Here is a 19,426-nt window from a genome sequence, read left to right on the forward strand (position 1 = left end):
GCACGCTGTTGATGGGGCGACAGGGACATATAACAGGAGTTTTATGATGACGAATTTGAAAGCTATTTTGCTTGGAACCGCCGGCGCCGTTGCCCTCACAGGCGCCGCCATGGCTCAGACCACGGCCAGCGCAACCACCGAACTGAACGTTCGCTCTGGCCCCGGCCCGAACTATGAAGTGATCGGTGCGATCCCTGCCGACGGTCAGGTGACTGTCAATGGCTGCACCGAGACCGGCAATTGGTGCCAGGTAACGATGGACGGCAAGACCGGCTGGTCCTATGCCCAGTATCTCACCAGCGATTATGAAGGTCAGCGCGTCGTTGTCGTCGAGCAGCGCGAAGCCCTCAATGTCCCAGTCGCAACCTATGATGGCGCGGAAGCTACTGGCGTCGTGACCGGTGCTGCCGGCGGCGCGGTCGCCGGCGCTCTGATCGGCGGTCCTGTCGGCGCAGCCGTTGGTGGTGTTGCCGGCGCAGCGCTCGGTGGCGGCACGGGAGATGCCCTCAGCCCCGATGATCGCGTCGTGACCTATGTTCGCGATAACCGCGTCGATCCGGTTTACCTCGACGGTGAAGTCGTGGTTGGCGCTGGCGTACCGGATACAGTCGAACTCCGTGAGATCCCGGATTACGACTACCGCTACGCATACGTAAACGGTCAGCCGGTTCTTATCGAGCCGTCCAACCGTCAGATCGTCTACGTCGTCCGCTAAGAAGACTGACTGACGATCCCCTGAAAGGGACGGAAGGCCTGCCGGTTCAACCGGCGGGCCTTTTTTATTTTGCCTCGACTTTGTTTTGACGCAGCCGTCAGGCGCGATGAGCATCGGGTGCCGGGAGACCGGCAAGCTGGGTTCCGGTCACGCCGGTATCGGTGCCGTCGTCGCGGCCGTAAGGCCAAGTGCCGTCTTCACGCGTACCGTAAGGCTTCGCCGGCGGGGCCGGGCGCTCATTCTCGAGTCGGTTGACCTCCTGCTTGCGACGCCGGGCCAACCGCCGGTAGCGGCCCTGCCGCATCCAGGAGACGACCCCGCCGATCACCATGCCGAAAATCAATGCCGCCAACAGCCAGATGAACATTGGCAGAGATACGCTGAGATTCTCGTTGCCGGTCTGAAGAACATCGAGCGTCAGCGGCACCGATTGTCGGTTCACCACCGCCAGCGCCACCAGAATAATGGCGAGAGGGGCGAGAACGACGAAGGTTAGAAGGCGGGAAATCATCAAAAATATCCGTTTCGGAAATTGCGGTTCATGACGCAAAGATAGGCAGCGACACGGAATGGGTCCAGCACATACCATTTCCCCTGCTGCGAAAATCGGGTGGCCGGGCGATTGCTCTTTCTGCGATGCTGGCAACAAGGAAATCAGAAATGGCGCAAACGACCATGAACATTGCCGCACTCGATCTCGACAGCACCATGCCGGCCGCGCCCACCGGTTCGTCCGACTTCTCCATCATCGAGAAGGTGATCGGTCATATCAGCGAACGGCATCGCGATCAGCCGAGCCTCAGCGAACTGGCTGGTCTGACGGGCCAGAGTCCGGACGGCCTCATCCGCCTGTTCCGCCGCTGGGCCGGGCTGACTCCTAAGGCATTCCTTCAGGCCGTCACGCTTGACCATGCACGCCGTTTGCTCGTCGATGGCGCCGACCTGCTGGATGCCAGCCTGGAACTCGGTCTTTCCTCGCCAGGTCGGCTGCACGACCTCTTCGTCACACATGAGGCGATGAGTCCCGGCGAATGGAAAGCGAAGGGGGCCGGCCTCAAAATCACCTATGGCTGGCATGGCAGCCCGTTCGGACCCGCTCTTTTGATGGCAACGGATCGCGGTCTCTGCGGACTTGCTTTTGCCGACGAGATTGACGATCCGGCGACATTCGATGACATGACGCGGCGCTGGCCCGACGCAGATTATCATCACGATCCGGCAGTGACCGAACCCTATGTGCGGCGCATCTTCGATCCAGCCGAATGGCAGGCCGACCGGCCGCTCAGAATCGTCCTGATCGGCTCCGATTTCCGGGTGCGTGTATGGGAACAGCTTCTTCGTCTCAAACCGGGGCGCGGAACCACCTACGGCGCGATCGCACAATCGCTCGGCGATAAAAAGGCAGCCCGCGCCGTTGGCGCGGCGGTCGGGGCCAATCCCATATCATTCGTGGTGCCCTGCCACCGCGCGCTAGGCGCAGGCGGCAAGCTGACAGGGTATCATTGGGGTCTGACGCGCAAACGCGCCATTTTGGGTTGGGAAGCGGGCCTGTCGTCGCGAGACGGATAAACCGCCTTTTCCAAGGTGTCTGTCGCGCCAGATAATCGCCATGGCCGACAAAATCGCAATCGATGAACAGCATGGACAATTGCTCGATCCGAACGAGGTCAAAACGGTTTTCCGGCTGCTCAGCGAAAATCTGCCAGGCCGAACCCAAACGGCGAAAGGCCCCAAGGGCCAACGAACGCCGTTTCGCTCGGCAATCGCATGTCTTCTCTCAGCGCAGAGCCGCGACGCCAATACCGCCAGAGCGACGGAAGCGCTATTCGCACTTGCCGACACGCCGGAGGCGGTCCTAGCGCTCGAAGACGACGAAATACGGGAAGCGATCCGCCCCGCCGGTCTTTATAATCTGAAGACCAGACGCATTCGCGCCTTCTGCGAAACGTTACTTGAGCAATTCGACGGGTCGGTGCCCCGCAGCCGCGCCGAACTGATGCGTCTGCCGGGTATCGGGCGCAAATGTGCCGATATCGTCATGCACTTCGTTTTCGATGAGGCGGTTATCGCCGTCGATACTCATGTGGAGCGGGTTTGCCGGCGAACGGGCCTCGCCCAAGGCTCCAACGCGGAGAAGGTGGCCGAAAATCTGGCGGGACGAGCGCCAGACTGGGCACTGGACGAAGGGCATTTCTGGCTCATCCAGCATGGCAAGCGGACGTGCACGTCGCGCGCGCCGAAATGCGCGACCTGCCCTATCGAAAGCCATTGCTTGGCGCGCCGGACCGTCTGATTGCTCAACGATGCCGAAAGGCGCCGGCAGTTCAACAGCTTGCATCGGCTCTTTCGCCATCCCATATCTATGAAGAAGCGGCGCCGCGCCGAAATGGGCGGGCCGAACAACCATGTCGCTCAATCGAGGACACACGACGATGACACGGATGACACCGTTCTCCAGCCCGCTTTTCCTGGGCTTCGAACAGATGGAAAAGACCATTGAGCGGCTTGCGAAATCCGCCGATGGCTATCCGCCCTACAATATCGAACGCATTCGCGACGATGACGGCACGACGGTCCGGCTTCGGATCACCCTCGCGGTAGCGGGTTTTCAGGAGAGCGATCTCGAGGTCACGACCGAAGAGAACCAATTGATCGTGCGCGGCCAGCAGAGCGACGAACCGGAGCGCGATTTCATTCATCGCGGCATTGCGGCTCGCCAGTTTCAGAAAAATTTCGTGCTGGCGGACGGGATGAGAGTGCTGAGCGCCGAGTTGAAGAACGGCCTATTGTCGATCGATCTGGACCGACCGGAGCCCCAGCGGCTGGTTAAGAAAATCGATATTCGGACGGTAGACTAGCTGTTTGGTATCGGATTGCGATCCGATCTGAGACAGATTCGAGAAAATCGTTACCTTTCATTAACGGCTCAAGAGGACGATTGGACCTTGCAAAGGGAGGTCGTACTCAGCAGGAGGCTGACCATGACTGACACGCAGAACGCAAATGTTTCCACCGAACAATTCGCCCATCTGGGCGAAGGCGCAATCGGCTATATCCGCAAGATTTCGTCCGACGATTTCATGGCGGCCTGGCCTGGCGTCGCCGAAATGCCTTCCGGCATCGACGTATGGGCGCTTTTCGCAGCGGACGGCGCACCCATTCTGTTGACCGACGAGCGGTCGACGGCGCTTGCTGCGGCGAGTGAAAAAGAATTGATGGCTGTCACGCTTCACTAAAGCGGGGCCGGGAACGATAGATAAGGCCGCGCCGGCGAACCACCGGTGCGGCCTTTTGTTTTTACGGGACTGATCCGCTTTACGCGGCTTCCTGAGCGGATGATGTCAGAATTTCATAGATCGCCGCAGCATCGTGCATTCCGCGGACCTGCTTCATCGTGTCCGATCGCCGCAGAACCCGTGCGATGCGCGACAGCGCCTTCAAATGATCTGCACCGGCATCTTCCGGCGCCAGAAGCATGAAAGCGATATCGACTGGCTGTTCATCGATTGCATCGAACTCAACCGGCTGATCGACAGTCGCGAAGACACCTTGCAGACGGTCGAGACTGGTCAGTTTGCCATGCGGGATCGCCAGACCGTTCCCGGCACCGGTGGAGCCGAGGCGCTCCCGCTGCAGAACGGTATCGAAAATATCGCGCTCGGGCAGCCCGGTCAGTTCCGCCGCGCGGCCTGCCATGAGCTGCAAAAGCTGTTTCTTCGATTTGGCTCTCAGCGCCGGCATAATCGCCCGGGCGCTTAGCAGATCGGATAGTTCCATCCTGCCCCTCTCGGTTCGCGGTCGCGCACCGGCGCGACGCTGCGGACCCTGTGATTTTCGCCGACGATCAGTTGCCGGGTGCGATTCCGGCCGGATCGATCCAGCCGATATTTCCGTCTTCCCGCCGGTAGACCACATTCACATGGTCACTGGATGCATTGCGAAACACGAAGACCGGGCTGTCCTTGGTATCCAATTCGACCACCGCGTTAGCCACGCTCATCACGCGCAGCGACATGGAGGATTCAGCGACGATGGCAGGCGCGTAGTCCTCGGCCACCTCTTCTTCTTCCTCGGGCACCGCGCTCATGATCCGATAGGCCGCATCGAAGGCCTGATCCTGACCGTTTTCGCGATGGCTCTTGAGCTTGCGCTTGTAGCGGCGAAGTCGCTTCTCGACCTTATCGGCCGCCGCATCGAACGACGCCTGTGCGTCATGCCCGTTGGCGCGAGCCTGAAAGACCATGCTGGTGTCCAGGTGAATTCTGATGTCGGTCTCGAAACCGCTGCCGGATTTCTCAACCACCACATTGCCGGAAAAACCGCCATCGAAATATTTTTCGAGAGCCTCGGATATCCGGTCATCGATCCGTGTGCGGAAGGATTCGCCAATATCCATATGTTTGCCGGAAATGCGCAGGGTCATGAACGAAATCCTCGCTAGAAATCACATCGTACAGGTAAGAGAATCTACTCTTCCGAAGCGACCGCACAAGGCGTTGACATCGGCGACCAGATCATGGGTGGCTGAGTCTGATGGCGGTCTGGCACCATCGTGCCGATGGGCGGGCGGCATATTGGTGTGCGTCCCGGAAGTCAAGCTTTCCAGAGAAAAAGGTGTCGTCGCCTAAAGGGTCGCCGCCTGTGCAAGCGCCTTCTTTTCCCGCCGACGCTGAACGGAGGACGGAATATTCATCGCCTCACGATATTTCGCGACTGTCCGGCGAGCGATATCGATCCCTTCTTTCTGCAGACGCCCGACAATCTGGTCGTCGGAAAAAACCGCACTGGCCGTTTCGCTTTCGACGAGTTGGCGTATGCGGTGACGTACGGCTTCCGCGGAATGGCTTTGACCGCCTTCCACCGCGGCGAGCGCTGCGGTGAAGAAATACCGCATCTCGAATGTACCGCGAGGCGTCAGCAGATATTTGTTGCTGGTGACGCGGCTAACGGTCGATTCATGCATGCCGATCGCGTCGGCGACGGTCTTGAGATTGAGGGGACGCAATTCGGAAACGCCATGAATGAGGAAAGCGTCCTGACGACGAATGATTTCACTTGCCACTTTGAGAATGGTCTTAGCGCGCTGATCCAAACTGCGGGTCAGCCATTGCGCATTGGCCAGACATTCTGAGACGAAGGCCTTTTCCTCTTTGTCCGACGAGGAGTGACTGACGCGGGCAACGTAAGCCTGATCGATCAGGACGCGCGGCAGCGCTTCACCATTCAGTTCGACCTGCCAGGAGCCATCGGAGGCCGGCGTTACCAGCACATCCGGTATGATCTCATCGGCGAAAACCCGACCCATCTGCGCGCCCGGGCGCGGGTCCAGACGCTTGATCTCCCCAAGCATATCGATCAGATCGTCCTCGCCGACGCCGCAGATCGTCCGAAGCGCCTGAAAATCGCGACGCGCCAGAAGCTCCAGATTGTCGACAAGGGCGGCCATCGCCGGATCCAATCGGTCTTTTGCCGCAAGCTGGGCAGCAAGGCATTCCGCCAGCGTCCGGGCGAAAATGCCGGTCGGTTCAAACCGCTGGCAAACGGCCAGAACGGCCTCGACATCCTCGCGCTCGGCACCGAGGCGTGAAGCGACATCATCCAGTTCCGCACGCAGATAGCCGCACTCATCGAGCAGATCGGCCAATTCGCCGGCGATCAGCCGGTCGCCCGCGGTTCTGAAAGAGAATGCGATCTGCTCGGCGATCCGATCGCTCAATGTAACGGGCGCGGCTGCGAAAGCGTCCAGATCATCGGTGTCGCCGCCTATTGTCGGCGTGCCGCCACCGGAACTTTTCCATTGTCCGGCAAGATCAGGAGAGACCGTTGGCGTACTGCCTGGATCGTCAGGAAAAACATTGTGGAGGTCGGTATCCATGATCGAGGCTATCTCGGCGCTATCGGCGCCGCCCTCAATCATATCCCGGCTTTCGGTTCCTTTTCGCCCCGTCTGCTCTTCGCCGGTAAAGGCGTCCTCACCGCTAGCGCTATCGCCCTTTTCGAGTAGCGGATTGCGTTCGATTTCCTCGTCGATGAAGCGATCGAGTTCGGCCTGACCGAACTGCAGAAGACGGATCGACTGCATCAATTGCGGAGTCATGACCAGAGACTGGCTTTGTCGCAATTGCAGACGCGCGGAAAGACTCATAGACGCTACCCCTTGCTACCACCGAGAGCGGTGTGGCCCCGCTCTTCTGCCGTAGCGAGTGGCAGGCCGGATTGAACTGGCATGAGGCTTGCTTGTCAAGCGAGGCCGCCCGACAATCGGATTAAAGGGTAAAATTCTCGCCTAGATAAAGTCGTCGCACTTCCGGGTTATCGACAATCTGCTGCGGCGTACCGTGTGTGAGCACCGTACCTTCGTGAATGATATAGGCGCGGTCGATCAGATGAAGCATTTCGCGCACGCTGTGATCGGTGATGAGAACACCGATGCCCCGCCCCTTCAGATGCCGGACCAGTTCCTGAATATCAGCGACAGCGATGGGATCGACGCCCGCAAAGGGCTCGTCGAGAAGCATGAAGCGTGGCCGGCTGGCAAGCGCACGGGCGATTTCCAGGCGGCGCCGTTCACCACCGGACAGCGCAGTGGCCTGGCTTTTGCGCAGATGGGCGATGCCGAATTCGGACAGCAATTCATCTAACCGCTCCTGCCGGGCCGGGCGGTCCGCTTCAACGAGCTCCAGCACGCCCATAATATTGTCTTCGACGGTCAGGCCGCGAAAAATCGATGCTTCCTGCGGCAGATAACCGATACCGAGACGAGCCCGCCGGTACATGGGAAGGGTGGTAATGTCGTAGCCATCGAGCTCGACGGAGCCTTCATCAACCGGGACCAGCCCGGTCACCATATAGAAGGTGGTGGTCTTGCCGGCGCCGTTCGGACCGAGCAGACCGACAATCTCGCCCGTGCGCAGGCCAAACGATGCGCCGGAAACGACCTCCCGGCCGCCATAGCGTTTGTGGACGGCCCGGGCGATCAGCGTATCGGACAGACGCTTCTGATCGTCTTCCGATGGCGTGTAGAACGTGTCGGCCTTGTCCCTGCGGGAGAAATTGGGAAATCTCATCGGTGAGGTCGGTTCCTCACTGGCTATCGGGAGAAATGACCATGCGAACGCGGCTGCCGCGGCAGGGGTCCAGCTTTGCACGTCCGGTCTCGGTTTGTACTGTCAGGACGCAACCCGTCAGAACATTGTCGCCATCTGACAGGACAACCTGCTTTCCGGTCAGCCGCAACACGTTCGACTTCATATCGAAGCTGCCTTCATCGCCGGTTGCGGTCTGCGTACCGGAATTGACGTAGACTTTGCCGCCCACCTCGATCCGTTCGATGTCGGACGAGGACTGACCTGCTGTCGAAGACGGCTCCGATCCGGCGTTCGAGGCGCTGGCCTTCTCGCTGTCCGTGTAGAAAACCTTCATGAAGCTCGACCGCATCTGCGTCTGCTTCTGCGTAACGGAGACATTGCCGGTAAAAACCGCCGTGTTTTCCTTGTCGAACACTTCGAGCTGGTCGCTCTCGATCTGAATGGGCTGACCGCCCTCCAGCTTGAAATTGGTGTCCTGGCTCTGCTGTTGCGCAATCGCCGGAGCAGTCATCATCGCCATGATAGCGATTGCCAAGCAGCCGTTGCGAACATTGGCCCGCACAGATTTATCCATTGTCTGGTTCCTTCAGAGAGGGATCCGTTTTGACCGTCTGCTCCCCCGGCTTAACATCGTCTGGCACAAGACGCATTCGCACCGTACCTTCGAAAAGTACCGTTCGTTTCTGACTGTCGATGCGGACGCTGTCAGCCGTGAGCGTGGTTGTCTTCGTCGTCAATCTTACCGGCTTGTCGCTCACGAAGCTACCCGCCAGCAGGTCGATCCGCCCGTCCTGTACATGGGCGGTCTCGCCAGCCGTCGTTTCCAGATCGAGCGGCGCCAGAAAATCGAGATACTGGTTTTCCGCATCATAGAAGCCGGCATCGGATTCGAAGGCGACACGACTGCTGGAGCCGAGTGGCAATTCGCCCGAGAGGTTGCGCAGTTCAAGGCGATTCATATCTTCGGGCGATTGCAAGGCGCTCTCGGCGGTGATGCTATAGGGCTGGTCGGCGCTGTTGCGTCCTTCCAGTTTCGGCGCCCCCATGACGACACGACCGTCTTCCACATCGTCATTGTCCAATTCAGGCACAGGGATCGCAAGCGTCGCCAGGACCGTCGCCAAGACTCCGAAAGCCAAGACAGCGCCAGCGCCGAACAGCAGCGCATCGCGAACACGGCGCACACGACGGCTGTGACGGCGGGCTTCATCGACCCGGTCCCTGATGGTTTCGGCGGTATTCGACCCGATTGTCTGCTGCGCATCGCTCATCGAATGTTCTCCTGCCCTGACAAAGTGGCAAAGGCAAGCAGCAGCAGGAAATCGGCTGCACTTGAATCTCTGGCAAAACGCACAGATTCCACTCCAGTTGAATGGAAATATCCCGACCGAGAAGCGGAGAATGAAGATGAGCGCAACAGACGCCGAGGAGATTGTCGCACGACGTCAGCAGCGGCGAAAGCTCGGCCGCTGGCGGATTGCGGCTATCGTCTTCGCCCTCATCGCAGTCGGGGCGGTTATCTGGCGTGCCGGCTTACCGGGCGATGAAATGTCGCTCGCCTCGCAGATCGCGAAGGTCAAGATCGAAGGCGCGATCACTGAGGATACCGATCTTCTCGACAGACTGGACCGCATCGCCTCGACCGATAGCGTCAAAGGCGTTGTTCTCGTCATCGACTCGCCAGGCGGAACCTCGGTCGGCGGTGAGGCGATCCACGATGCGATCAGGAAGATCGCTATCAAAAAACCGGTGGTCGCCCAAGTCGGCACGCTTGCCGCATCCGCCGGCTACATGATCGCGGCAGCCGCCGATCACATCGTGGCGCGACAGAGCTCAATCGTTGGATCGATCGGTGTCCTTGTGCAATATCCGAATGTCGAGCGCGGTCTCGATATGATCGGAATCGAGATGGACGCGGTAAAAAGCTCGCCTCTGAAGGCCGAACCGTCGCCGTTCAATCCGACCACGCAAGCCGAACGCGAGGTCCTGCAAAAGGTGGTCGACGATATTTACGAGTGGTTCGTTGCGCTGGTTGCCGAACGCAGGCCGCTCTCTCTCGGGGAGACCCGCACATTGGCCGACGGTTCGGTCTTTTCGGGACGCCAGGCATTGGAAAACAAACTGGTCGACGCGCTTGGCGGGGAGGATGCGGCCGTCGAATGGCTTGAAAGCAAAGGGATAGCAAAAGACCTCGCCATCGTCGAATGGAAGCCGAAAGCGGAGTACCGGATTTTCGGTATTCCGGTCGGCTCGACGGGCGGCAGCACCGCCGATCTTCTGGATCGGTTGCCGCTACCCCTTATCGGTCAATGGCTTAAGCAAAAGCTGATGCTTGACGGTGTTATGGCTCTCTGGCAACCTTCGGCAGCCGGAAGATAAGGGACTCACGGTGCATCAGCCAACCGGGAGGAGTATCATCGACCATGATAAAATCTGAACTCGTGCAGACAATCGCCAATCGCAACCCTCATCTTTTTCAGCGGGATGTGGACCGTATCGTCAATGTGGTCCTGGAGGAGATTTCGCAGGCCCTGATCGAGGGCAATCGCGTGGAATTGCGCGGGTTCGGCGCTTTTTCAGTCAAGAACCGCCCGGCGCGCACCGGGCGCAATCCGAGGACCGGCGAAACCGTCGATGTCGAGGAGAAGTGGGTTCCGTTCTTCAAGGCCGGAAAGGAGTTGCGCGAAAGGTTGAACGCCAGCAAAAAATAGCTGCGCTTTCAGACATCGCAGCATCCGATACTTGTTGGGCTAACTATCGGCCCTTTGCCGCAGCGAGAGCATAGCCGAACTCGCTGGCGAAGCTGTCCCGGTCGTCGGGATTGAGAAAATGGCCGATAGGCAGATGCCGCGCCTGATCCTTCAACGCCATTTCCGTGATGCCGATATCGGGCTTTCTTTCCACAGCGAACCGTGTCCAGAACGGGTTGAACCGGTGTTCCGCCACGCGCCCTGACGGCGCATATTGGCGCACCTCGATATCGTGCCGCCAGACAGTCACTTCTTCGCGAGCCCGCGCCGCCCGATAGTTCAAGCGGAAAGCGATATAGAGAATGACCAGATCGAGACCGAAAAAGCCGAGAATCGGCCAAGCACCGATCGACAGGAAATAAAGACCTGTGCCGAGCCATAAGATGGCGACGAGGGCCATGAGAACCAGAAACCCGGTCCGGCCAAGCGAGCGGTGCGGCGTCAGAACCGCGTCGAATATCGGCGCAGTTGCATCGTCCGGAAAAGCCTCGTGATTGCCCGTCATTAAGACCCAGCACCTTCCCGATAAGTCTTTCGATCACGCCGCCGGCGCTTTATAGGCGATCATCATGGCAGCCAAAAAAAGCATAAAAGCGGCGACGAAACCAGCGGGCGGAGCCAGGCGTAGACCCCGCCGAACGGCCTATACAAAGGCCGAGATCGAGGAAATCTTCCGGCGGTTTTCCATCCAGCGGCCGGAACCGAAGGGCGAACTCGCTCATACAAATCCCTTTACGCTGGTGGTGGCTGTCGCCTTGTCGGCCCAGGCGACGGATGTCGGTGTAAACCGCGCTACGGCAAAGCTCTTTCCGATAGCTGACACGCCGGAAAAAATGCTCGCTCTCGGCGAAGCGGGCGTGGGCGATCACATCCGCACGATCGGGCTCTGGCGCAACAAAGCCAAGAACGTGATTGCGCTTTCGCAGAAGTTGATCGACGATTTTGGCGGCGAGGTGCCGCAGACGCGAGAAGAGCTAGTGACGCTGCCCGGTGTCGGACGCAAGACAGCGAATGTCGTGCTCAGCATGGCGTTCGGCAAGAAGACTTTGGCCGTCGACACGCATATTTTTCGACTTGCCAACCGGCTGAAACTGGCGCCTGGCAAAACCCCCGATGCCGTGGAACAGAACCTTCTAGCGGTTATTCCGGATCACTATCTCTACCATGCGCATCACTGGCTGATCCTGCATGGCCGCTATGTGTGCAAGGCCCGAAAGCCAGATTGCGATGCGTGCATCATCGCCGATCTTTGCAAAGCTCCTGAGAAAACCTCGGATATACCTGCACCACTGATCGAAATTCCAAACGCAGCGAACCCGCTCGGGGGTGATCTTCAGGCTGGAAGCGGCGTTGGCGCCGCCGCGGCCGGCAGGGCAAATTCGCTATCGCGCCGACTGAGCTTCAAATGCAGATGAACCATCAGCGCCGCCGCGAAAAGCGGCGTCAGCAGGTTGAGAAGCGGCACTGATAGCATGGCGGCAATGGGCAGCCCGGCCAGGAAAACCGTCATGCCGTGCCGTCGCCGAAAGGCCTTGGCCTCGGCCTCCGGGCGATACCGCAGGGCGGCGAATTCGAAGAATTCCCGGCTGAGCAGATAGGCGTTCACCGCGAAGAACGCGAAAAGATTGACGAAGGGAACCAGCAGAAGCAGCAGCGCCAGAAGATTGCCGATCACAACGACGCCGAGAAATTTCACGCTGAGCCAGAAACCGGCGACCATCGGCACCGGCCTGCCGCCTTGGACAGCCGGGTAATCCTCCCGTTCGATCACCTCGGCGGCATCGTCCAGAAAAAGCGAGGCGACGATGGCGCTGGCCGGCGCGATCAAAAGCCCGAGCACGATGGCAAAAACAATCGCGGCCAGAATGGACGTTGTTACCTGAAGCCAACCTTCCCATCGGGTCTGTCCTTCCCATAGCGCATCGACCCAGGGAAGCGCGGCCCACTCGAACAGTTCGCGCAAGCCGAACCAAGCCATCAGCAGGGCCAGTAGCGTCAAGCCGATCGACTTGAAAAAGACACCACGAAACTCCGGCGAGAAAAGACGGAAAAAGGCGGCGGTCGTAGCGGTGAGGATCATGAAAGGTCAATCGCTCTGCAAGGTTTGTGACAAACGCGACAGGAGCGAAATATGGTTTTGCCGGGTAAGCTTCAAGCGAATGTGGCTCGCTTATATCGCCTTTCCTTGGGCGAAGGCTTTGCATTTCGCTCGCCCTGCCGCTATTGCGAAGCGATTTTCCTTCACATGACGGATAGCTGTATGAGCAACGGACCCACCCATCACGTGCTGTGCATTGGCAATGCGATGGTCGATATGCTGGCGCGCTGCGACGACGCCTTTCTCGACGAACATCAGATCGTCAAAGGTGCAATGAACCTCGTCGATGCGGAACGTTCGGCGCAGCTATACGATGCCATGGGACCATCGGAGACGATGAGCGGAGGATCGGCCGGCAATACGGCTGCGGCGATCGCCGCGCTTGGGGGATCGGTCGCCTATATCGGTAAGGTGGCGGACGATCAGCTCGGTACGATTTTCGAACACGATATCCGGGCGCTCGGCGCGAAGTTCGAGACAGAGCCGTTGCAGCAAGGCAGTCCCACCGCGCGATGCATGATATTCGTTACGCCGGATGGCGAGCGATCCATGAACACCTATCTCGGCGCCTGCACCGAACTGACGGAAGCAGATATCAGGGAAAGCACCGTCGGCGATTGCGATATCACCTATTTCGAAGGCTATCTCTGGGACCCGCCTCAGGCGAAAGCGGCGATCCGCAAAGCCGCGAAAATCGCCCACGCGCATGGCCGGAAAGTCGCCATCAGCCTGTCAGATCCCTTCTGCGTGGATCGCTATCGCGAGGAATTCCTGGAACTGCTGCGCAGCCGAACCGTGGACATTGTCTTCGCCAATGAGACCGAATTGCTGTCTCTCTACGAAAGCGACAATTTCGACAGCGCCCTCGATCAGCTCAGCAAGGATTGCATGCTTGCGACCGTCACGCGCGGTCCAATCGGTTCGGTCGTCATTCAGGACGGAAAGCGCTACGACGTGCCGGCTTTCAAAGCCGCGGTGCGCCGCGATACGACCGGCGCGGGCGATTTATATGCAGCCGGTTTTCTGCATGGGTTGACCAATGGCAGAACGCTCGAAGAGAGCGCGTCGCTCGGCAATTTCTGCGCCGGCGTCATCATCGAGCAGATGGGGCCACGACCGCCGGTGAACCTGGCTGAACTGGCTCAGAAGGCCGGCAAACTCTAGAGCAAGTTCAACAAAGCGCTGCACGGGGTAGTAATTCATCTCGCCGCGCGCCGACGAAAAAGGACCGGACGTCTCCGTCCGGCCCCTTCGCTCCCCAGCTAAACTGCGGATCGGCTCGTACCGACTTAGAACTTATACGAGACGCGGGCGCGCACTGTGTGCAGGTCCAGGTCGGAGTTGGTATCGTCGAACTCGCCGAAATTGTGGTACATGTAGTCGGAGCCGACGACGATGTTGTCGGTAGCCGCAAAGTCCAGCCCAGCGCCGACTTCGAGGGCACCATCGCTCACGTCGCCATCGGTGTCGCTCTCACCCCAGGCATAGGCATAGCCCACAGTGCCGCTGACGAGGAAACGGTCGATCGCCACACCGGCCTTCAGCTTGGCGCGTGCGATGGCGTCGATCTCAAGATCTTCACCGTCGATGCCGCTTGCATCGACATCGATTTCCGGGCCGACGACGAAGGAACCGTACTGCATCAGATAGCCGGCATGGAGACCGCCGACGATACCGCTCGGGTCATCGCCCGGATCGGCTTCGGCGAAACCGTAGCCGAGCTGCGCACCGGCATAACCGCCATCCCAGCCGAACCGCTCGGGGGCGACGTCATAGGAGGGAGCGGGGGTCGGCGCGGAATAGTCGATCACGTCGGCGGCCATGGCGGGCGTCGCCATCAGGGCGATCGCGGTGGTTGCGAGAAGAATTTTCATTTGGGGACCTCGTTACTCGTTTTTACGCTTACTCAAACGCGACGGATAATCGTCACGGCGTGACCGAATAATGGGCCACTGTAAGAAAGCGTTCCAGCCAATTCGGTCGTCATGGAGGCGGTGACGACCGCCGGCACTCCAAAAAATATCATTAAACGCTAAAAAACCTAAAGTTTTAAATGGTTTGTACCATTAAACCTTTGTTCACCATCAATATTCTTTGTCAAAAAACGAACGGAAAGCACAAAAAAAGCGGCCCCGAAAGGCCGCTTCTTATGGTCAATATTGTCTTAACTTTCAGGCGTCGCGGGTCGCCATTTCGTCGGGCGGCCCCGGCTCTGCCTTGTCGCCATGGTCAACCGACGATGCATCGGCTGCAGGCGCAGCTTTCGGCCCACCCTTTGAGACACCAACCATGGCAGGCCGCAAAACGCGCTCGCCAATGCGGTATCCGGCCTGCACAACCTGCACCACAGTATTGTTAGGCATATCAGGATTGGGGACTTCGAACATCGCCTGGTGGAAGTTCGGATCGAAGCGCTCGCCCTCGGGCTCCAGTTTGACTACGCCATGACGCTGCAGCGCGCCGTGCATGGACTTTTGGGTAAGCTCCACGCCTTCGATCAATGCAGCGAAACCGGCATCGCCATTGTTACGGGCATCCTCCGGGATCGCTTCAAGAGCGCGGGTCAGATTGTCGGCCACGCCCAGCATGTCGCGGGCGAAATTGGCGATGGAAAAGCTTTTCGCGTCCGCAACGTCACGCTGCGAGCGGCGACGCACGTTCTCTGCTTCAGCCGCGGTACGCAACAGCTTGTCGCGCAGCTCTTCCACTTCCTTGCCCAGTTCCATCAAAGCGGCATTTGCCTGTTCGGCCTGATCGGCAGCGTACTCGCCAGTCGACTCAGCATTCTGGCCGTTCGCTTCGTCCATGGCTTCGCTAGGATTGTCTTCGGGGCTCATCGATCCTCGTTCCATTCTCTGGCGGCTTGTTCAACCGTCTGTTCCGCTGTGCCCGATATCGAGACACGGAACGCGCAAATCAACCCCCTTAACGCGCAATTGCCTAGCCTCGCGACAGCATCTTGCTGATTACCTGCGCGGTGTAGTCCACCACGGGAACAACCTGCCGATAGTTGAGACGCGTCGGACCGATCACGCCCAACGCGCCGACAACACGGTTGGCCCCGTCGCGGTAGGGCGCGACGACCAGCGATGACCCTGAAAGGGAGAAGAGCCGGTTTTCCGAACCGATGAAAATGCGGACCCCCGACCCCTCATCGGCCAGATCGAGAAGCTGGACAAGATTTTCCTTGCGTTCCAGATCGTCGAACAAATGTCTCATGATCGAAAGGTCGCGCTCATCCTGCAAATTGCCCAGAAGATTGGACCGGCCCCGAACGATCAGGCGCGTGGCGTTATCCTGGCCTTCGCCCCAGACGGCGAGCCCCCTTCGCACCAGATCGGCCGAAAGGCTGTCGATTTCCTGACGCATCTCCTCCAGCCGCAGCGTCATCTCCTCGCGCGCTTCGGCGAGGGTCCGGCCGCGGACATTGTGGTTGAGGAAATTGGCGGCCTCGGTGAGCTGGCTCGGCGTCACTCCGGCAGGAAGATCAACGATCCGGTTTTCAACCTCGCCGCCCTCCGCAACAAGAATCGCGAGAGCCTTGCCCGGCTCCAGCATGACGAACTCGACGTGTTTGAGCGCGATTTCCGCCTTGCCGGCGACGACGAGGCCCGCACCATGGGTCAGACCGGAAAGAAGCTGGCTGGCTTCCGTCAGCATGCTATCCATCGTCGCGTTTCGGCCCGCATCGAGCACCTGACGATCAATGTTCTTGCGGTCGTCCTCGCCCAGACCGCCGAGTTCCATGAAAGCGTCGACGAAAAAGCGCAGTCCTCCCTCAGTCGGCATCCGCCCGGCGGAGGTGTGCGGCGAATAAATGAGGCCGAGATATTCCAGATCGCTCATCACATTGCGAACCGTTGCCGCCGACAGCGCATTGGGAAGCATCCGCGCCAGATTGCGACTGCCGAGCGGCTCGCCTGTGTCGAGATAGGATTCGACGATCAGCCGGAAGATTTCGCGCGAACGACCGTCCAGTCCGCCGCCCGAGGCGTCGTCAGCGATGTTCAGAACGGGTCGTCGAGGCGCCATGGCGTCGAATATAGGCGATAGGCGCGCCCGGAAAAAGCCGCACCGTGCCCTTTCGTCGCCCGATCCACATGGCTAGAAGACCGCAACGATAATCCAGAGGATCGATTCATGCGCCCTTCCCGCCGCCAGCCCGACCAAATGCGAGCCGTTTCCTTCGAACGCGGTGTGTCCAAACACGCAGAGGGCTCGTGCCTCGTCAAATTCGGCGACACACACGTTTTATGCACGGCGAGCCTGGAAGAGCGGGTGCCGCCATGGATGCGCAATAGCGGCAAGGGATGGGTCACGGCGGAATACGGCATGCTGCCGCGCGCCACGGGCGACCGCATGCGCCGAGAAGCATCTGCCGGCAAACAGGGCGGACGGACGCTCGAAATCCAGCGCCTGATCGGCCGCTCGCTGCGGGCTATCTGCAACCTCCAGAAGCTCGGCGAGAACCAGATCACCGTCGATTGCGACGTCATCCAGGCCGATGGCGGCACACGCACGGCTTCTATTACCGGCGGGTTTGTCGCCATGATGGACTGCCTGCTCTGGATGCAGGAGCGCGGCATGGTGCGCGCGTCCGATGTTGCGACCGATCATGTAGCGGCTATTTCCTGCGGCCTTTATAACGGCGCGGCCGTTGCCGATCTGGACTATGATGAGGATTCCTCCGCCCAGGCGGACGCCAATTTCGTAATGACGGGGTCGGGCGGTATCGTCGAAATCCAGGGCACCGCCGAGGGCGACCCGTTCACCGAAGACCAGTTCGGCGAATTGTTCGGACTTGCCCGCCAGTCGATCGCGGAACTGGTGAAACTGCAGAAGGAAGCGCTTGCGCGCTGAACCCGAATGGCCGATCTGATTTCACTTTCCCCAGGCGATACGCTTGTGCTCGCGACGCACAATGCGGGAAAGCTGGCAGAAATGACCGACCTCCTCGCGCCTTACGACATTACCGTCCGGGGTGCAGCGGAGGCTGGTTTGCCAGAACCCGAAGAGACCGGCGACACGTTCGAGAAAAACAGCGCTTTGAAAGCGCTGGCTGCAGCAAAAGCGACGGGCCAGATCGCATTGTCTGACGATAGCGGCCTTTGCGTCACCGCGCTTGATGGCGCACCCGGCGTCTACACTGCCGATTGGGCGGAAAAGGCTGATGGGTCGGGCCGCGACTTCGCCATGGCGATGCAAAAAGTCGAGACGGCTCTTCAGGAGGCTGGCGCACGCGAACCGAGTGACCGAAAGGCCCAGTTCGTCTGCCTTCTCTGTCTGGCTGCTCCGGACGGGCGGACGGAGTTCTTCCCCGGCATGGTCGATGGAACGCTGGTCTGGCCGCCGCGCGGCGAGAACGGGTTCGGTTACGATCCTGTCTTTCAGCCAGCCGGGCACGATCGCACCTTCGGCGAGATGGATAAGGCGGAAAAAAAGGGCACCGTCCGCCAGGGCGACGCCGGTCGCGCCGATCTGGGCCTTTCGCATCGCGCCCGCGCGCTGCACGCTTTTATCGCCGCCAAACTGCCGGACATCTAAAGTGGTAATGTTTGCCGAACCGGCCATGCATACCCCCTCGCCGATCAATGGCGATGACGGCGCGCCCGGTTTCGGCATCTACCTGCACTGGCCGTTCTGCGCGGCAAAATGCCCCTATTGCGATTTCAACAGCCACGTTCGGCACGACCGACCGGATCAGGCGCGCTTTGCCAAGGCCTTCGCGAGCGAACTTGCCGCGATGCGCGAAGAGACCGGCCCACGCGAGGTGACATCCGTTTTCATCGGCGGCGGCACACCTTCGCTGATGGAAGTCGAGACGGTCGCCACAATTCTTGAGGCAGCCAACCGCGTTTACAGCCTGCCGGCGGGGATCGAAATCACCATGGAGGCGAACCCTCAAAGTGCGGAGGCAGGCCGGTTCGCAAGCTACCGCGAGGCTGGCGTCAACAGGCTATCGCTCGGCGTTCAGAGCCTGATCGATACCGATCTGCGCTTTCTCGGCCGTTTGCATGATGTCGCCGAGGCGCGAGCGGCTATCGAACTGGCGCGGCAGACCTTTCCGCGCCTTTCCTTCGACCTGATCTACGCCCGGCCCGGCCAGACCATGGAAGGCTGGGCGGCCGAACTGAACGCAGCTATCGATCTGGCCGCCGACCATCTTTCGCTCTATCAGCTGACCATAGAGGACGGCACCGCTTTCAAGCGTCTTTACGATGCGAAGAAATTCCGGCTTCCGGAGGAAGGGCTCGCGGCCGATCTCTACGCCATCACCCAGGACATTACAGCGGAGCGGGGCCTTCCCGCCTATGAGGTCTCCAACCACGCCGTGCCGGGCGCGGAAAGCCGGCACAATCTCACCTATTGGCGCTATGGCGAATATGTCGGGGTCGGTCCCGGCGCGCATGGACGGTTCCGTTTCGAGGATGGCCGCCGCGTCACGATGGCAGAGCGCCATCCCGAACGCTGGCTGGAAATGGTGGAAGAAAGCGGCGCTGGAACGGCCGAAATCGAGCAACTGACGGATTATGAGCAGGCCGATGAGATGCTGCTGATGGGGCTGCGATTGACCGAAGGGCTGGATCTGGCTCGCTATGAAGCCATCGCAGGGCGCGATCTCGCACCCGAACGTCTATCGCTCTTGATCGATGAAGGGTTCGTCGAGCCGCTCGGCAATAGCCGCGTTCGCGCCACCCGCGCAGGCATGGTCGTTCTCGACGCGGTGGTCGCGGATCTGGCGGCGTGATGGCGATTGCGTCCTTCACGCGGCTTT

General features: G+C 59.8%; 23 protein-coding genes and 1 pseudogene. 12 read left to right on the forward strand and 12 right to left on the reverse strand.

Annotated elements, in window-relative coordinates; all coding sequences use genetic code 11:
• Positions 1-43: 43 nt before the first annotated feature.
• Positions 44-715: a DUF1236 domain-containing protein gene (locus tag NIM86_RS05570; protein WP_253379837.1), complete on the forward strand. Its 672-nt coding sequence runs from the start codon at positions 44-46 to the stop codon at positions 713-715.
• Positions 716-812: 97 nt separating this feature from the next.
• Here NIM86_RS05570 and NIM86_RS05575 read toward each other — a convergent pair whose 3' ends face one another.
• Positions 813-1,226, reverse strand: coding sequence for a LapA family protein (locus NIM86_RS05575; protein WP_253379839.1), 414 nt, complete (start codon positions 1,224-1,226; stop codon positions 813-815).
• A 164-nt stretch (positions 1,227-1,390) separates the two neighbouring features.
• On the opposite strand from NIM86_RS05575, the gene NIM86_RS05580 reads away from it, so the two are divergent.
• The 4 genes from NIM86_RS05580 to NIM86_RS05595 all read left to right on the forward strand — a co-directional run bounded on the left by NIM86_RS05580 (position 1,391) and on the right by NIM86_RS05595 (position 3,951).
• Positions 1,391-2,284: a bifunctional helix-turn-helix domain-containing protein/methylated-DNA--[protein]-cysteine S-methyltransferase gene (locus NIM86_RS05580; protein WP_253380743.1), complete on the forward strand. Its 894-nt coding sequence runs from the start codon at positions 1,391-1,393 to the stop codon at positions 2,282-2,284.
• Between the two features lie 40 nt (positions 2,285-2,324).
• On the forward strand, positions 2,325-3,008 hold the full coding sequence (nth, locus tag NIM86_RS05585) for an endonuclease III (RefSeq protein WP_253379841.1): 684 nt from the start codon (positions 2,325-2,327) through the stop codon (positions 3,006-3,008).
• A 139-nt stretch (positions 3,009-3,147) separates the two neighbouring features.
• Positions 3,148-3,573 (forward strand): Hsp20 family protein, encoded by a 426-nt coding sequence (locus tag NIM86_RS05590; protein WP_253379843.1) that lies wholly within the window; start codon positions 3,148-3,150, stop codon positions 3,571-3,573.
• A gap of 123 nt (positions 3,574-3,696) precedes the next feature.
• On the forward strand, positions 3,697-3,951 hold the full coding sequence (locus tag NIM86_RS05595; RefSeq protein WP_253379845.1) for a DUF1150 family protein: 255 nt from the start codon (positions 3,697-3,699) through the stop codon (positions 3,949-3,951).
• A gap of 79 nt (positions 3,952-4,030) precedes the next feature.
• Here NIM86_RS05595 and ptsN read toward each other — a convergent pair whose 3' ends face one another.
• From ptsN to NIM86_RS05625, 6 genes are all read right to left on the reverse strand, one after another.
• A complete protein-coding gene (ptsN, locus tag NIM86_RS05600) occupies positions 4,031-4,492 on the reverse strand; it encodes a PTS IIA-like nitrogen regulatory protein PtsN (RefSeq protein ID WP_253379847.1) in 462 nt (153 codons plus the stop codon).
• 67 nt (positions 4,493-4,559) lie between these two features.
• Positions 4,560-5,138: a ribosome hibernation-promoting factor, HPF/YfiA family gene (gene hpf, locus NIM86_RS05605; RefSeq protein WP_253379849.1), complete on the reverse strand. Its 579-nt coding sequence runs from the start codon at positions 5,136-5,138 to the stop codon at positions 4,560-4,562.
• A gap of 201 nt (positions 5,139-5,339) precedes the next feature.
• Entirely contained in the window at positions 5,340-6,860 is a 1,521-nt protein-coding gene (rpoN, locus tag NIM86_RS05610; protein ID WP_253379851.1) for an RNA polymerase factor sigma-54, read from the reverse strand.
• A 121-nt stretch (positions 6,861-6,981) separates the two neighbouring features.
• On the reverse strand, positions 6,982-7,782 hold the full coding sequence (gene lptB / locus NIM86_RS05615; protein WP_253379853.1) for an LPS export ABC transporter ATP-binding protein: 801 nt from the start codon (positions 7,780-7,782) through the stop codon (positions 6,982-6,984).
• 16 nt (positions 7,783-7,798) lie between these two features.
• Entirely contained in the window at positions 7,799-8,377 is a 579-nt protein-coding gene (locus tag NIM86_RS05620) for an LptA/OstA family protein (RefSeq protein WP_253379855.1), read from the reverse strand.
• Positions 8,370-9,074, reverse strand: a complete 705-nt coding sequence (locus NIM86_RS05625) for a hypothetical protein (protein WP_253379856.1) — start codon at positions 9,072-9,074, stop codon at positions 8,370-8,372. Before NIM86_RS05625 ends, NIM86_RS05620 begins: the two co-directional genes overlap by 8 nt.
• A 136-nt stretch (positions 9,075-9,210) precedes the next feature.
• Here NIM86_RS05625 and sppA point away from each other — a divergent pair, with 136 nt between their 5' ends.
• Together sppA and NIM86_RS05635 are read left to right on the forward strand one after the other, a co-directional pair.
• Positions 9,211-10,182, forward strand: coding sequence for a signal peptide peptidase SppA (sppA, locus tag NIM86_RS05630; protein WP_253379858.1), 972 nt, complete (start codon positions 9,211-9,213; stop codon positions 10,180-10,182).
• A gap of 44 nt (positions 10,183-10,226) precedes the next feature.
• A complete protein-coding gene (locus NIM86_RS05635; protein WP_253379860.1) occupies positions 10,227-10,514 on the forward strand; it encodes an integration host factor subunit beta in 288 nt (95 codons plus the stop codon).
• A gap of 43 nt (positions 10,515-10,557) precedes the next feature.
• Here NIM86_RS05635 and NIM86_RS05640 read toward each other — a convergent pair whose 3' ends face one another.
• Positions 10,558-11,058, reverse strand: coding sequence for a DUF2244 domain-containing protein (locus NIM86_RS05640; protein WP_253379862.1), 501 nt, complete (start codon positions 11,056-11,058; stop codon positions 10,558-10,560).
• Between the two features lie 64 nt (positions 11,059-11,122).
• Between NIM86_RS05640 and nth (NIM86_RS05645) the strand changes: the two are divergent.
• Positions 11,123-11,866, forward strand: a pseudogene (gene nth / locus NIM86_RS05645) (endonuclease III); the annotation flags it as partial.
• A 20-nt stretch (positions 11,867-11,886) separates the two neighbouring features.
• Here the strand turns inward: nth (NIM86_RS05645) and NIM86_RS05650 are convergent.
• Positions 11,887-12,633: a sulfate transporter family protein gene (locus NIM86_RS05650; RefSeq protein WP_253379864.1), complete on the reverse strand. Its 747-nt coding sequence runs from the start codon at positions 12,631-12,633 to the stop codon at positions 11,887-11,889.
• 180 nt (positions 12,634-12,813) lie between these two features.
• Here NIM86_RS05650 and NIM86_RS05655 point away from each other — a divergent pair, with 180 nt between their 5' ends.
• A complete protein-coding gene (locus tag NIM86_RS05655) occupies positions 12,814-13,815 on the forward strand; it encodes an adenosine kinase (protein WP_253379866.1) in 1,002 nt (333 codons plus the stop codon).
• Between the two features lie 125 nt (positions 13,816-13,940).
• Here NIM86_RS05655 and NIM86_RS05660 read toward each other — a convergent pair whose 3' ends face one another.
• From NIM86_RS05660 to hrcA, 3 genes are all read right to left on the reverse strand, one after another.
• Complete coding sequence (locus NIM86_RS05660) at positions 13,941-14,525, reverse strand: outer membrane protein (RefSeq protein ID WP_253379868.1); 585 nt, start codon at positions 14,523-14,525, stop codon at positions 13,941-13,943.
• 297 nt (positions 14,526-14,822) lie between these two features.
• Entirely contained in the window at positions 14,823-15,488 is a 666-nt protein-coding gene (gene grpE / locus NIM86_RS05665; protein ID WP_253379870.1) for a nucleotide exchange factor GrpE, read from the reverse strand.
• Positions 15,489-15,591: 103 nt separating this feature from the next.
• A complete protein-coding gene (gene hrcA / locus NIM86_RS05670) occupies positions 15,592-16,683 on the reverse strand; it encodes a heat-inducible transcriptional repressor HrcA (RefSeq protein WP_253379872.1) in 1,092 nt (363 codons plus the stop codon).
• Positions 16,684-16,791: 108 nt separating this feature from the next.
• Between hrcA and rph the strand changes: the two genes are divergently transcribed.
• From rph to hemW, 3 genes are read left to right on the forward strand one after another with little or no spacing between them, the layout of a single operon-like run.
• On the forward strand, positions 16,792-17,511 hold the full coding sequence (rph, locus tag NIM86_RS05675) for a ribonuclease PH (RefSeq protein WP_253379874.1): 720 nt from the start codon (positions 16,792-16,794) through the stop codon (positions 17,509-17,511).
• 6 nt (positions 17,512-17,517) lie between these two features.
• The gene (gene rdgB, locus NIM86_RS05680) at positions 17,518-18,195 is read left to right on the forward strand and encodes an RdgB/HAM1 family non-canonical purine NTP pyrophosphatase (protein ID WP_253379876.1); all 678 of its coding nucleotides are present in this window, start codon (positions 17,518-17,520) and stop codon (positions 18,193-18,195) included.
• A gap of 7 nt (positions 18,196-18,202) precedes the next feature.
• Positions 18,203-19,399 (forward strand): radical SAM family heme chaperone HemW, encoded by a 1,197-nt coding sequence (hemW, locus tag NIM86_RS05685; protein ID WP_253380745.1) that lies wholly within the window; start codon positions 18,203-18,205, stop codon positions 19,397-19,399.
• The last annotated feature ends 27 nt before the right edge of the window (positions 19,400-19,426 follow it).

The organism is Notoacmeibacter sp. MSK16QG-6, from assembly GCF_024158145.1.
Lineage (GTDB): Bacteria > Pseudomonadota > Alphaproteobacteria > Rhizobiales > Rhizobiaceae > Notoacmeibacter.